This is a genomic window from Acetobacterium sp. KB-1 (assembly GCF_003260995.1).
In the GTDB taxonomy this organism is placed as follows: domain Bacteria; phylum Bacillota; class Clostridia; order Eubacteriales; family Eubacteriaceae; genus Acetobacterium; species Acetobacterium carbinolicum.
The window spans coordinates 1,831,364-1,846,570 of sequence record NZ_CP030040.1 but is presented as its reverse complement, the minus strand read 5'-3'; the positions used below and the strand labels follow the sequence as shown (position 1 = coordinate 1,846,570).

At 44.6% G+C, this 15,207-nt stretch carries 10 protein-coding genes and 1 riboswitch; of the genes, 9 read left to right on the top strand and 1 reads right to left on the bottom strand.

The window, feature by feature from the left end; translation table 11 throughout:
- Positions 1-377: 377 nt before the first annotated feature.
- From hpf to DOZ58_RS08420, 9 genes are all read left to right on the top strand, one after another.
- On the top strand, positions 378-911 hold the full coding sequence (gene hpf / locus DOZ58_RS08460) for a ribosome hibernation-promoting factor, HPF/YfiA family (RefSeq protein ID WP_111887909.1): 534 nt from the start codon (positions 378-380) through the stop codon (positions 909-911).
- Positions 912-1,157: 246 nt separating this feature from the next.
- Positions 1,158-2,855 (top strand): DUF5317 domain-containing protein, encoded by a 1,698-nt coding sequence (locus DOZ58_RS08455; RefSeq protein ID WP_111887908.1) that lies wholly within the window; start codon positions 1,158-1,160, stop codon positions 2,853-2,855.
- 142 nt (positions 2,856-2,997) lie between these two features.
- Entirely contained in the window at positions 2,998-5,508 is a 2,511-nt protein-coding gene (secA, locus tag DOZ58_RS08450) for a preprotein translocase subunit SecA (protein ID WP_111887907.1), read from the top strand.
- A 283-nt stretch (positions 5,509-5,791) separates the two neighbouring features.
- Positions 5,792-6,884, top strand: a protein-coding gene (prfB, locus tag DOZ58_RS08445; protein WP_242988646.1) for a peptide chain release factor 2 whose coding sequence is annotated in 2 segments (ribosomal slippage) — positions 5,792-5,866 and positions 5,868-6,884 — 1,092 coding nt in all. Because the reading frame shifts where the segments join, the coding sequence is not laid out codon by codon here.
- 29 nt (positions 6,885-6,913) lie between these two features.
- The gene (locus DOZ58_RS08440) at positions 6,914-8,080 is read left to right on the top strand and encodes a homocysteine biosynthesis protein (protein ID WP_111887905.1); all 1,167 of its coding nucleotides are present in this window, start codon (positions 6,914-6,916) and stop codon (positions 8,078-8,080) included.
- Positions 8,077-8,481, top strand: a complete 405-nt coding sequence (locus DOZ58_RS08435) for an NIL domain-containing protein (protein ID WP_111887904.1) — start codon at positions 8,077-8,079, stop codon at positions 8,479-8,481. Before DOZ58_RS08440 ends, DOZ58_RS08435 begins: the two co-directional genes overlap by 4 nt.
- Before the next feature lie 2 nt (positions 8,482-8,483).
- Positions 8,484-9,212: a UPF0280 family protein gene (locus DOZ58_RS08430; RefSeq protein ID WP_111887903.1), complete on the top strand. Its 729-nt coding sequence runs from the start codon at positions 8,484-8,486 to the stop codon at positions 9,210-9,212.
- Between the two features lie 62 nt (positions 9,213-9,274).
- Positions 9,275-9,371, top strand: a riboswitch (SAM riboswitch).
- A 118-nt stretch (positions 9,372-9,489) separates the two neighbouring features.
- Positions 9,490-11,856 carry a homocysteine S-methyltransferase family protein gene (locus DOZ58_RS08425; RefSeq protein ID WP_111887902.1) on the top strand — a complete coding sequence of 789 codons (2,367 nt, stop codon included), beginning with the start codon at positions 9,490-9,492 and terminating at the stop codon, positions 11,854-11,856.
- A 148-nt stretch (positions 11,857-12,004) separates the two neighbouring features.
- A complete protein-coding gene (locus DOZ58_RS08420; protein ID WP_242988645.1) occupies positions 12,005-13,231 on the top strand; it encodes an ATP-binding protein in 1,227 nt (408 codons plus the stop codon).
- A gap of 67 nt (positions 13,232-13,298) precedes the next feature.
- On the opposite strand, the gene ade is transcribed toward DOZ58_RS08420, so the two are convergent.
- Positions 13,299-15,014, bottom strand: a complete 1,716-nt coding sequence (gene ade, locus DOZ58_RS08415; RefSeq protein ID WP_111887901.1) for an adenine deaminase — start codon at positions 15,012-15,014, stop codon at positions 13,299-13,301.
- Positions 15,015-15,207: the final 193 nt, after the last annotated feature.

Genomic DNA, 15,207 nt, shown 5'->3' with positions numbered 1-15,207 from the left:
AATCTTATAATAGACGTTGTCTCAGGTTTGTGGTTGAAAGTCGATGCCAGATGCAGGCCAAGCGATCCACGTAAGATAACTCAATAGAGAGTTGTTGATCATAGTGCGTCTTAGAAGTAAGTCCAGCCGGGTAGACCGAGAGAAGGAGTTGTGATGCGAACACTGAGCTAAACTTCCAGCTGGCGAGTGTGGGGGGAAAAACCAGGTCAACTGAGACAGCCTTTTTACATTCTGTTTAGATGATATTTTGTGACAAGAAATTGACACAAATGATTTTGACTAAAGGGGATTCGATTGGGTATAATAGAAATATACTTAAAAACACTTTATATTAAGTGTAAACGAGTAAGGTTGACCTTTTGAAAGGAGTTGTCGTTATGAGATTCACAATTTACGGGAAAAATATGCATGTATCAGAAGGTTTAAAAGAAACATTAAAAAAGAAGCTGGGGAAATTTGATCGCTACTTTGGTCAGGAAACAGAAGTGTATGCTACATTCAGCAAAGAAAAGAACTACCAGATGCTGGAAGTAACCATTCCGGTGGGAAAAACAATTTTAAGAGCTGAAGAAAGATCTGAGGATATGGTGACATCCATTGAAGATGTTGTTAGTAAACTTGAGGGTCAACTCAGAAAACATAAAACAAAGTTGCAAAAACGGAACCAGGATGAAACCGCTAAATTTAATCTGGAAGGAATCGAGGACAATGATGACGAAGGTGTGTTTCAACCCAAAGTTGTCCGCACCAAAAAATTTGCTGTTAAACCGATGAATGTCGATGAAGCGACCTTGCAGATGGAGTTACTGGGACATGATTTCTTTGTATTCCTTAATGGCGATACCGATGATGTCAATGTTGTCTATATGAGAAAAGATGGGAATTATGGTTTGATCGAGCCAACTTTCTAAAAATTACTTAAGAAAAAGAGAAAATAGTGATAAGCACCCCTTGAAAAATTGTTTTAAGGGGTGTTTTTGATGATGTTATTTTATAAATTCAATTTATTTTCAAATTTATACATTATTTAGGCATAAAGTTTTGACAGAACTTTTCTTTTGTTTTAAAATAGATCTATATGCATTATTATCTAAGCATTTATATAGATAAGAATACCTAAGAAATGATTATAAATAAATAGTGGGGTTAAAACTAATATGTTAATACTAATTGCGATTATGTTAGGTTTTTTAATTGGAAAAATTCGACGGGGAAGCCTCCATGGTTTCAAAGTCAGAAAAATTTCCTTGTTGCCAGTTGGAATTTTAGGGTTGGTGTTGCAAATTGCCTTGCATCTTTACATCTACACCGGAGGTATCGCACTGGTTGAACCCTATCTTGAGATTGTCAATTTTGCCAGTTATATTCTAATCCTGGTTATGCTGGTATTTAATCTGGATGACTTCTGGGTAATTTTAATGGCAGTGGGGATTACCGCCAATTTTGTGGTGATTTTTATTAATGGCGGACACATGCCTGTTTCGCAAGGCGTTATTGATATTCTACCGGCTGCTTTTGGGGAACAGATCACCCAGGGACTGAGTCCCATATACTCATTGATTCAGCCCAATACCCTGTTATGGTTTTTGGGTATCAACCTGCCTTTTCCAATACCCTATGTGCCACTGGTGATGAGTCTTTATGGCTCAGTAGCCGGAATTACGGTTGGTACAATTGTAACGGTCATCGGATTAATTGGATTTATTCAGTATGTGATGAACAAAAAAGCCTCAATCATGCACGATGAACGAAATGATCATGGTGAAGATGAGGGCATTTTTGGCGATGACGAAGACAACGGAATCGATCGGGTATCCACTCAAGACCATTTTCAGGAAGGTTATGATGAACCGGAAGATGTGCAAGATGAGGACGATTATTACTACCGGGATATGGCCGCAACCGGCGGTATTCGTGGGGATCGGGATGAACATGCCACCACGGTTATACCAACAGAAGGTTTTAATTCCGGCCAAACGGCAGAAATAAACGGCGATGAGCAAACCAGACTGATTCCAGCCGATTTGGATGGGGTGGATTCAGGAATTGGAACCGAAACCGAAGAAATTGTTATCAGTAATAGTGATGTCCAGGAAACCCGGGTTATGGAACCGGTGGATGACGGCAGCACCAAGATTATCAGCAATATCCAGGAAGTTGGAACCTATGTCAAGGGTGATAAAGAACTTGAAGCCGCTGATATGGAAGAAATTCTTAATAGTGATGATGCGGGATTCTTCACAAAAAAATATTACGAAGAAAAACTGGCCGTTGAAAAAGAACGACTGATTCTGCAAATGCGCGAAATTGAGCTCAATAAGGTAGCAAAATCGCTGAGTGATCCCGATGGTGAACCGCATCCGGTACCGGAATCGGACTTGAGAATTGTTGAGAGTTTTAAACTGACCGATCTTGACCAACCCTTTGTTTTGCGCAGTGAAAACAGTACCTATGATAGTGGCGTAAGAGGAAAAGACGAGGAAGATCTGGAATTTTCTGAAGATGAAATGCTAAACGTCTGGCAGCGACTGAATCTGGAAGATGAAAAACGAAAAGTCGCACGACGCAAACAACTGATGAAAGAAACCAGCAAGGAAGCCGAAATATTGATCAACGGAACACCCAGAGATGAGGTCGGTATTCCCTTGAAGGAGATTGAAGAAGTTACCGAGCCGGTGGTCGGACGGGTCTATGAAAGCACCGATGAAGACAAGGAAAAAATGCTGGCCGACATGGATGATGATGAACGAAAAGATTTTCAGCAAACCGTCGATGAACGAAAACGAGCGGGCTATGAACTGGTTGAACTAAAGCTTGACGGCAAAGATGTGGCCTTCTGGCGAAAGAAAAAATAAGCGATGATCATAAATAAAACAAAAGGAACTGTATAAAAAATACAGTTCCTTTTAAATTATATAAAGTTTCATTAAAGAGAGTATGCTATAATAAAATTTAGTGTATAATTATAGTAAGTAAAGTGACAAAGGAGTGAATGGATTGGGAATTTTAGATCAAATATTTGATAGCAATAAAAAAGAACTAAAGCGCATGCAAAAAAAGGTGGATCAGATTCTGGAGCTGGACAGCCGTTTCGCGGCGATGAGTGACGAGCAGTTAAAAGGTCAAACATCAATACTTAAAGAACGACTGGCTCAGGGTGAGACGCTTGATGATTTATTGGTGGATGCTTTTGCCACCGTTCGTGAAACCGGTGCCCGAGTATTGGGTATGAAACATTTTCCAGTTCAACTGCTGGGGGGGATGGCCCTTCACGAAGGCAATATCGCTGAGATGAAAACTGGGGAAGGTAAAACCCTGGTGTCAACGCTGCCCGCTTACCTGAACGCTCTGGGTGGTCGAGGTGTTTATATTGTCACCGTCAACGATTATCTGGCTAAGCGTGACAGTGAGTGGATGGGTCAAATTCATGAGTTTCTAGGACTTGAAGTGGGTCTGGTTGTTCATGGCTTATCATTTGCGGAAAAGCAGCACGCCTACGCTTGTGATATAACCTATGGAACCAACAACGAATTTGGATTTGATTACTTAAGAGATAATATGGCCTCAGTCAAGGCTCAGCAGGTCCAACGGGAACTTAATTATGCGATTATCGATGAAGTGGATAGCGTGTTGGTGGATGAAGCCAGAACACCACTGATTATTTCTGGTAGTGGGGATAAAAGCACCAAGCTTTATGCGTTAGCTAATAGCTTTGCCAAAAACCTGAAGGCTGATGACTATATCAAGGATGAAAAAGCTAAATCAGTGATGCTCTCAGATGAAGGTGTCATCAAAGCAGAAAAATACTTTAACCTGACGAATCTGGCGGATATGGAAAATATGGAAATTTCCCACCATATCAACCAGGCTCTTCATGCCAATACCCTGATGTTTAAAGATCGGGATTATGTGGTGAAGGATGGCGAAATCATCATTGTCGATGAGTTCACCGGACGGTTAATGCCGGGACGCCGCTATTCGAATGGTTTGCACCAGGCGATTGAAGCCAAGGAAAATGTCAAGGTTAACCGGGAATCCAAAACCCTGGCAACCGTTACCTTTCAGAACTATTTTAGAATGTTTAATAAGCTTTCGGGGATGACCGGGACTGCCAAAACGGAAGAAGATGAGTTCCAGACTATCTACAATCTTAATGTTTTAACCATTCCGACCAATAAGCCGCTGATTCGAGAAGATCTTAATGACTTAATTTATAAAAGTGAGCAAGGGAAGTATCTGGCCGTGACCGAAGAGGTAAAACGCCGCCATGCCACTGGTCAGCCGATTCTGATCGGGACGATTTCGATTGAAAAGTCAGAGCTGCTCAGCACCTATCTCAAACGTTCCGGGGTTAAGCATAATGTCTTAAATGCCAAATTCTTAGAAAAAGAAGCTGAAATTGTCGCTAACGCCGGTCAAAAAGATGCGGTGACCATTTCCACCAACATGGCTGGTCGTGGGACTGATATTGTTCTGGGCGAAGGTGTCATCGAATTGGGTGGCCTTCATATTCTCGGGACCGAGCGTCATGAGAGTCGCCGGATCGATAATCAGCTCCGTGGTCGGGCAGGTCGTCAGGGCGATCCCGGTTCATCGCAATTTTTTGTCTCACTGGAAGATGATCTGATGCGGGTCTTTGGCTCGGAAAAAATCCAGGGCCTGGTTGAATCGATTGGTCTTGATGAAGAAACCCCGATTGAAAATAAAATGCTTACCAGAGGGATTGAAAACTCCCAGAAACGGGTGGAAGGTCGTAACTTTGATATTCGTAAGCACGTGCTTCAATATGATAATGTTATGAACCGCCAGCGTGAGCTGATTTATGAACAGCGACAACAGGTAATTGACGGAAAAGACATGGAAAATGAAATCTGGAGTATGACAGAAACGTTGATTAACGCTTATGTCGGCATGTATACTGGCGATGGCCAATATTATGATGAGTGGGATCTGGAAGGGCTTCATAAACATCTAGAAGCCAATGTATTGCCAAAAGAACTGGTCAATCTTCCGGAAAAACCCGACAGTCAGGAAGTTTTGGTGGAATCCATCCTGGCAAGTTGTCATCAGGTTTTATCTGATAAAAGAGAACAACTGGGCGAAGAACAGCTTCAGAACATTGAACGGATGATTCTGTTAAGAAGCGTCGATGGTGCCTGGATGGAACATATCGACAATATGGAACAGCTAAAACAGGGAATCGGACTGCGCGCCTATGGACAGAACGACCCCGTTAAGGAATACACCAAAGAGGGTTTTGACATGTTTGATGACATGATCATGCGAATTCAGGAAGATACGGTAAAATACCTGTTTAATCTAAATATCCAGGTAGCGACACCAGAGGAGTCCCCGACCAAAGCGGTGGATTTTAGTCAACTGAAAACCAATGAAAATGAAATCGAGGGAAAACCAACAGGACCGGCCAGTGCGGGAAATAAGGTTGGCCGAAATGATCCCTGTCCCTGTGGCAGTGGAAAAAAATACAAGAAATGCTGTGGCGCATAAAAATAATTGAGGTTGACGATAAACTACCGTACCGACCAATTGTTAATCTGTTGTTCGCCGCGGAATCGGACACTAATAAGAAATAATATTTCTTATTAGTCGCGGGCAGTCGCCAACTACAAGCAAGCTTGTACTTGGCTCGTTGCCTCCACGCAGGCTTTGCCGTGTCCGCTCCGATGCGTACAACATGATGTAACAATTGTCGGTACTGGGTTATCTTTTTTGACGATCTTAAATAATTTTCATAATAAGCTAACAATAAAAACGAAGGGGTGTGATCGTGATGATGGATTTGTATGAAGAAAAACAAATCATCAATGCAATGGCGATAAAACTTAAGGAAATGGGGAATTCACTTTGACTTGCCACGGCTTGTTAAAGAATTGGAAGCATTAGAGAAGAAAACTGAGAATCCCGAATTCTGGAATGATCAAAAAAGTGCGCAAATTGTTTTAAAAGAGCAGAAGCTGATTAAATTAAAGGTCGATCATTATAATGAGCTGGCTGAAACGCTGGATGATATTATGGTCATGCTGGAGCTGGCAGAAGATGGGGAGTTGCTGGAAGGGTTTAGTGCATCAATCCGGGAACTTGACGAGAATCTCGACAATTTTCGGACTGAGACCCTGCTTTCTGGTGAATTTGACAGTAACAATGCAATCATTTCGCTACATCCCGGGGCTGGTGGAACCGAGTCTCAAGATTGGGCCGAAATGCTCTTGCGAATGTATACAAGATGGGCAGAGAAGAAAAAATTCAAGGTTAAAACCCTGGATCTTCAACCTGGTGATGTCGCTGGGATTAAAAGCGTTACCCTACTGATTGAAGGAATTAACGCCTATGGCTATCTAAAAACCGAACGGGGCGTGCATCGACTGGTACGAATCTCACCCTTTGATTCATCCGGCCGCCGCCATACTTCCTTTGCATCGCTGGATGTGATGCCTGAGGTGGATGAATCGGTGGAAATTGAAATATTGCCGGAAGATATCCGGATTGACACCTTCCGCTCCAGTGGCGCCGGCGGGCAGCACGTTAACACCACGGATTCCGCCATTCGGATAACGCATTTGAAAACCGGAATTGTGGTTCAGTGTCAAAATGAACGGTCTCAGCATCAGAATAAAGAGGTCGCCATGAACATGCTAAAAGGTAAGCTGGTAGAAGTCATGGAACAGGAAAAGATGGATCACATCGATGACATCAAGGGTGACTACAGTCAGATTGCCTGGGGCAGTCAAATTCGTTCTTATGTGTTCCATCCTTACAATATGGTCAAAGATCATCGCACCAATGTCGAAGTAGGCAATGTCGGTAGCGTTATGGACGGCGATTTGGACGGCTTTATGAACGCTTATCTGAACACGATGATATAACAAGTTTAGAAGAATTGTTGGAGGGGAAAATGGCAAAGAGCTATCAGGAAATAAATAAAAAAATCGCCAGTGGCGAGGCTGTGGTTGTCACGGCAGAAGAAGTCATTGAAATTGTCAAAGAACGGGGCATCAAAGAAGCGGCCGATTATGTGGATGTGGTCACAACTGCCACCTTCGGTCCGATGTGCTCATCTGGGGCTTTTCTTAATTTTGGTCACTCGGATCCGCCTATTCGGATGGGTGAGATAGAAATTAATGGGGTTGAAGCATACGGCGGTTTGGCCGCAGTGGATACCTATCTGGGGGCAACCCAACCGTCCCGGGATAAAGGCATTGAATATGGTGGTGCTCATGTGATTCATGACCTAATCGCCGGAAAAGAAGTTCACCTGGTGGCAAAGTCTCAAGGAACAGATTGTTATCCCAGAAAAGAACTGGATACCTGGGTGAAACTGGAAGATTTGAATGAAGCCTATCTGTTTAATCCCAGAAATGTTTATCAGAATTATAATGCCGCGATTAATGGCTCCAGCCGGAGGATTTATACCTATATGGGTATTTTACAACCGAATATGGGAAACATCACCTATAGCACTGCGGGGGAATTAAGTCCCCTCCTCAATGATCCCCTGCTTAAGACCATCGGTATGGGAACCCGGATCTTTTTTGGCGGCGCTCAGGGCCATGTATCCTGGATGGGGACTCAATTTAACACTGCTTGTCCGCGAGACGAAAAGGGCTATCCCCAAACTCCCGGTGCGACCCTGGCCTTAATCGGCAACATGAAAGAAATGAATCCCAAATATATTCGGGGTGCGGTTTATGAAGGCTATGGCACCTCGATGTTTGTCGGCGTAGGCATCCCGATTCCGATTCTCAATGAGGAAATGATGTCCTATGTTGCGGTGGAAAATAAAGACCTTTATACCAATGTGATTGACTATAGTGTCCCCAAAAAAGCGAAACCGAATCTAAAAAAAGTAAGCTATGCTGAGCTGAGGAGCGGATCAGTGGATATTAATGGTAAGATCATCAAGACTTCACCGCTTTCCAGTCTGAAAATGGCCAGAGAAATCGCCGCAGAACTGGGCAACTGGATTAAAAAAGGTGAGTTTTTTCTTCAGGAACCGATTTTGAGCTTTCCCATGGAAAATACCATTAAGGGGCTTTTGATCAAGGAAGGAGAATCCCGATGATGACAAAAAAAATACTGTTGTCTTTCCCACAAAAGTCTGCCGGTCAGCCGATGGCGATGGAGCTGATTAAAACCTATAATCTCGATTTTAATATCCTGAAAGCCTTTATTGACGATAATATCAAAGGAACCTTGCTACTCGAAATAAAAGGCGAAGAGGCGGATATAGAAGCTGGGATTATCTATTTAAGAGAACACCAGATTGGTGTCAGAGACATCGAGTCAGTGGTCGAGGTTGATCCGGACAAATGTGTTGCCTGTGGCGCTTGCACCGCGGTCTGTGCGGTCGGAGCACTTGAAATGACCGAGGACTGGTCGCTAGTCCATCACGATGACAAGTGTCTGGAATGTCTGCTATGCGTAAAAGCCTGTCCAATGCGGGCCATACACGCCCTGATCTGAGGATGTTTGAACCGCGAACCTATCGAAATGTGATGAAAGCCGAGGATCTGGATTATTTCCAGGTCCTCGAATTTGAATCCGACCTTTTTATTGGGGTAGATCATGGCAGTGTGACCCCTCAACTAACCGCAGCCGTAAAAACTGAGCTTCACAGGCTGCGCCAAAACATTGCTAGCTACAATAATGACGAACCGGATTTTATACCGTCACTGACACCGCTGACATTAAATCCCTGTGCAAGCCCGATTGTTTCGGATATGTTAACAGCCGGGAAAAGAGCCGGAGTAGGACCGATGGCAGCCGTGGCCGGTGCTGTCTCAAAATATATCGGCAGGATGCTAAAATCCTATTCAGCCGAGATTGTGGTGGAGAACGGCGGAGATCTGTTTATTCAGACAAAAAAAGAACGGCGAATTGCTCTTCATACCGGAAATCTTCACTTTGCGGATTTGGGTATAAAAATAAAACCCCGCGAAAACCCGCTGGGGATTTGCACTTCATCCGGGATCATGGGTCATTCCTTGAGCTTTGGGAAGGCTGATGCGGTTACCGTCATCAGTTCCGACATTCCCCTGGCTGATGCTGTGGCGACGGCGCTGTGCAACCGCATTAAAAAACCAGCTGATGTTGCACATGGAATCGCCTGGGTCAAAGGTATTCCCGAAATTGCAGGCGTTCTTATTGTCATTGAAGATCAACTGGGTGCCTGGGGAGAGATTGAGTTGTGCTGAATTTAGTGCTTGACAAAGAAAAGAATTAAGGGTATTATTCTAAAAAAAGTAACTCAATAGTTTACCTATCCAGAGAGGTGGAGGGACAGGCCCTATGAAACCCGGCAACCAGCGAAAGCACGGTGCCAATACCGGCAGTTTATTTTGCCATGATGGGATTTTAATGCAGAACATTAACCTCGTCACCGACGAGGTTTTCTTTGTTTTAAAATCGAGAGGATATTGGGGTTTAATGGGTAAGTAAGTTAGTAAGATTCTTAAAAAGGAGGACAGATCGTTGAATATAAAAGAAATACTCAAAAAGAAACGGCTTTATCTCGATGGCGCCATGGGAAGTTTGCTTCAGAACCAGTTAGATGTAATCGGTCCGGTGCCGGAAGCCCTGAACCTGACCCATCCTGAACTAATTAAAGAAATTCACCAATTATACATTGATGCTGGTGCCAATATTATTCTTTCTAATACCTTTGGGGTTAACGGTTATAAACTTAAGGGGAGCGGCTACTCGGTGGAGCAACTGGTTACGGTTGGGGTAAAAAATGCCAAATCCCTGAATCCGGATTTTACCGCCCTGGATGTGGGTCCTCTGGGAACCCTGATCGGGGCTTTGGGTGAAATGTCTTTTGACCAGGCTGTAGACTATTTCAAAGAGGTGGTTGCGGCCGGTGATAAGGCCGGTGCGGACCTGATTGTTATTGAGACCATGACCGATATCTGCGAGGCCCGGGCGGCCCTGATAGCTGCTAAAGAAGTGTCGGATCTGCCGGTAATTGTATCGATGACCTATGAGGAAAATAGCCGAACCTTAACCGGTAGCGATGCCTTAACAGTAGTTGCCATCCTGGAAGGACTTGGCGCCGACGTCATCGGCATTAATTGTTCGACTGGACCAGATGCGATGCTGCCGATTATTAAAGATCTGGTTTATTATGCCTCGGTACCGATTATGGTGGAACCCAACGCCGGGTTGCCGCACATGAAAAACGGCAAAACCGTCTATGACATCACCATCGATCAGTTTACCGATTATATGACCCAAATTGCGGAGATGGGCGCCGTAATTCTGGGGGGCTGCTGTGGCACAACGCCAGACTATATCAAAAAAATGAAGCAGGCCACGAAAGATCTTCCCCTTTATGCGGTAACACAAAAAAGTTTTACCGCCGTATCCTCAAGCACGAAGACCATTATCTTAGGCGAGGATATCGATATTATTGGCGAATGCATTAATCCCACCACGAGCCCGGTGCTTAAGGCGTCCCTGCGTCAGGGTGAACTCGCAGTCGTAACCCAATTGGCCGTTGATCAAAAAAAAGACGGGGCGGGTATTTTGGATATTAATTTAGGTTTACCGGATATTGATGAGTTAACAATGATGCAGGAGGCAGTCGATACGATCAGCCGACTCGTGGATTGTCCGCTGCAGATTGATTCCTCCAATCCGGAAGTCATTGAAGCGGTACTGCGAAGCTATCCCGGCAAAGCGATTATTAATTCGGTGAATGGCAAAAAATCATCGATGGATAAGATTTTCCCAATTGCTAAGAAATATGGTGCCCTTGTTCTGGGACTGACCATGGATGAAACCGGTATTCCCAGTCTGGCAGCCGATCGTTTTGCCATTGCCAAGAAGATCATCAAAACGGCCGAATCTTACGGCATCAGTAAAAAAAATATTCTTATTGATGCCCTGGTGTTAACCGCTTCGGCGCAACAGAAGGAAGTCCGGGAAACCATCAAAACCTTGGAAAAACTGCGGGCTGAGCTGGGAGTGCCAACAGTGCTGGGGGTTTCTAATATTTCTTTCGGGCTGCCTAACCGCGAACTTTTAAATCGGACTTTTTTATCCATGGCGCTGGAAGCGGGACTGACCACCCCGATAATGAACCCCAGTAATAAAGAAATGATGGACACCATTAAAGCATTTCGGGCGCTCTGGGGGTTGGATGGTCAATGCATCGCTTATGCCAACGCCTATAAAGATAGCAGCTTTGGCGAAGCCAAATCTGAAACGGAGCGAGCCGCCCTGGGCTTAAAAGAGATCATTGAACAGGGACTTACCGATCAGGCGGCAGAAGCCACCGCCATTCTGCTAAAAACCCGAGAACCGCTGGATATTGTCAACAACGAAATCGTTCCCGCCCTTGATGCGGTGGGGGATGCTTTCGAAACCGGTGAATGCTTCCTGCCTCATCTGATTTTTGCGGCGGAGACGGCTCAAAAGGCCTTTGAAGTCATCAAAGAAACCATGGCCAGGGACGGTCAGGCTCAGGTGGTCAAAGGAAAGATTGTGTTAGCCACCGTTGAGGGGGATGTCCACGATATTGGGAAAAATATTCTCAAGGTTATCTTAGAGAACTACGGCTACGCGATTCTCGATATCGGCAAGGATGTCAAGGCCGAAACCATTATCCAGGCCATTCAAGCTGAAGACATTAAACTGGTGGGTCTTAGTGCCCTGATGACAACTACCGTTAAAAATATGGAAAAAATCATCAAAGAAATCAAGGCCAGCTGCCCGGCCACCACGATTATGGTGGGCGGGGCAGTTTTAAACCCCGAATATGCCAAGACCATCGGTGCCGATTATTATGGCAAAGATGCCCGGGAAGGCGCCAGCATTGCCAAAATAGTATTTGAATGAAATAAACGGCTGAACCATCATTTTGGTTCAGCCGTTTTTAAAGACCGTATCAATACATAATAAGAGTTTGCATGCATGCTTGATTATTGCCAGCGTTTCGGCTAAAATAGGAGTGTGATATATTTTAGCCGAAAGGAGTAATGTAGCAATGTATATTAAAAGAAATATGGAGCATGTGTTTCTCTCATTAAATCAGCAATATCCGGCCATTTTGATTACCGGTCCCCGTCAGGTTGGAAAAACAACCATGCTGCAAGAACTCATGAAGATTGAAGGTCGAAGCAGACATTATGTCTCATTGGATGATCTTAATGAAAGATCATTGGCCAAGTCAGATCCGGCGATGTTCTTTCAACTTCACAAACCGCCTGTTTTCATTGATGAGGTTCAGTATGCGCCAGAGCTTTTCACCTATATAAAAATGAGTATTGATCAAAATCATAAGGCCGGTGATTTTTGGATGACGGGCTCCCAGCTTTTTAAGCTGATGAGTGGGCTCCAAGAATCCTTGGCAGGGCGGGTGGCGCTGCTTCATCTTTCAACTCTTTCGCAACAGGAAATTTATCATCAGCCAGAAGGGGCGTTTACCCTGGATTTTGAGGTTTTGTATGAACGGCAGAAGCGTATCGGCTCAGTCAGTACGCCGCAAATTTTTAACCGGATATTTCGCGGCGGGATGCCGGCCCTGGTCAGTAAGCGATATGAGGATCGCAATATTTTTTATTCCAGCTACATCAATACCTATCTGGAAAGGGACGTAAGAGATTTATCAGGTTCCATCGATTCGCTTAAATTTCTGAGATTTATTACCGCAGTGGCAGCCCGCACCTCTCAAATGGTGAATTACAAGGGGATTTCTGATGATTGTGACATTGACCAGATAACGGCAAAAAACTGGCTACGGATCTTAGAAACCCTGGGGATTATTTTTTATCTGCACCCTTATTCAAATAATGTTTTAAAACGAACGGTTAAAACGCCAAAACTGTATTTTTATGATACCGGTTTAGTCTGTTATCTGACAAAATGGAGCAGTGCCGAAACGGCTATGAATGGTGCGAGTAATGGCGCTCTCCTGGAAAACTATGCCGTTAGCGAAATTCAGAAGAGTTTTCAAAATGAGGGGCGGGAATCATTTTTATATTATTATCGCGACAAAGATGCCAAAGAAATCGATCTGATTATGGAAGGTGATGGCAAACTCTATCCGATCGAAATTAAAAAAACTGCCACGCCATTAAAAAAACTGACACAGAATTTTTCGGTCATTAATAAGTCGCCCTTTCAGCGCGGAACTGGTGCGGTACTTTGCATGGCCGAAAAACTCGGTGCCTTTGACAGTGAGAATCTGATTATCCCGATTGGGCTGATCTAGGGTTGACGTAAATGAAGCTAAGATGTGGATTAGAAATGGTCGTGAATAGTTCAACTGAGAAACTAAATCACTCGAATATCAATTGATACGCATCGACATCAAAAAGCCCCAGATCGGTCAGGCGCAGGGCGGGGATCACCGGCAGGGCCATAAAGGAAAGGGTGATAAAGGGGTCAACCCCGGAGGGAACCCCTAATTTATGGGCGTGTGAAATCAGTGATGCCACCTTTTCCTGAACCACCTCGCCAGTTTCAAGACTGATCAGGCCAGCCAGAATCAGGGGGACTGCACCGATGATGCTGTGACCAGCTGCGACCACATAACCGCCACCAATTTCGGTGAGGTGATTGACTGCCAGCAGGATATCCTGATCATTATCGCCCACCACAATAATATTGTGGGAGTCATGGGCGACGGTGGTGGCAATGGCCCCGTTCTTTATCCCAAAGCCCTTGATGGGGGCGACGCCAACATTGCCGGTATGACCATGTCGTTCAATGACGCAAAGCTTATTATAGGTTGCGTTGGGGGTAAAAAAGCCGTCTTTCCCCGGCAGCGATTCAATCAGATGCCGGGTTTCAATCTGATCTTTGACAATTTCAATGACATGATCTTTTTCGCCAATGGGGAGCTGCAGTTTTTCCGGGGTGAGGGTCGGGATATGAACCGAATCAAGGAGCCGGGGATCAATCTCATACTGGGGTCTATGTTCCCAGAGGCAGTCATCCACCAGGCGGCCATTCCAATAGACCTGCTCCACATTCATGGTGCCCAGATCGGATAAGATGACCAGATCGGCCCGGTAACCGGGAGCAATAGCCCCCAGTTTTTTTAGCCCATAAGCCTGGGCGGTGTTAAAAGTGGCCATTTTGATCGCCTTGATCGGGCACAGCCCCAGATCAATGGCCCGTTTGATATTAAAACGGATATGTCCGTCCCGATGGATGTCTTCTAAATGTTTGTCATCGGTACAGAAGAGGAACCGATCGATCGGTAACTCCGTTTTTAATAAGCCGCTAATGATGGCATGCAGGTTTTTGGCTGCGGAACCTTCCCGGACCAGAATATAAAAACCGGCCCGCAGTTTTTCCAGGGCCTCGGCAAAGGTAGTGGATTCGTGTTCACTGTGGATGCCGGCGCAGGCGTAGGCCTGGAGCAGTTTTCCTGTAAGACCGGGGGCGTGGCCATCTGAAATTAAGTGTCGACACAGGGTCAGTTTATCAAGAATCTCAGAATTACCGGCCAGGACATCGGGGAAACACATCACTTCTCCCAGCCCCAGAATTTGGGGATGATCCAGGTAGGGTTGCATATCAGCAGCCCCAAAAGGTCCGGCACCGTTTGTTTCAAAGGGTGTGGCGGGCACCGAAGAGGGAAGCATTAAAAAAACGTTTAAGGGTATCGCTTTGGTGACGTCTAAAAGATAATCAAGACCAGTTTTACCGGCGACATTGACAAGCTCATGGGGGTCGGCAATAATCGTCGTGGTCCCGCTAGGAACTATCGCCCGGGCCAGCTCAAAGGGCGTGACCATGCTGGATTCAATGTGCATATGGGCATCAATGAATCCGGGGACAAGATATTTTCCGCCCAGATCCACTTCTTTTACGCCTTCATAAGAACCGATCCCCACAATGGTATCATGATTAATGGCCAGATCCTGCAAACAGATTTCCTCGGAAAATACGTTGAGAATTCGGGCATTTTTCAAAACCAGATCGGCTTTTTCAAAACCATTAGCCACGGCAATATTATTTTTAAGTTCTTCCTGATATTTTTTCATGTTCCATCCTATCTTTGCTTGGCGATAATAAATTGCGATGATAAATTATTATAACCTGATATGCGTCGTTTTTTCACAAAAATATGCGATTATTATATAAATCTCATCAAAAAAAGGTTATAATGAAAACCAGTACATCGATTATCCCGGTACGTCAATTTGCTTATAAATTATAATCATTGTAAAGCAGAAA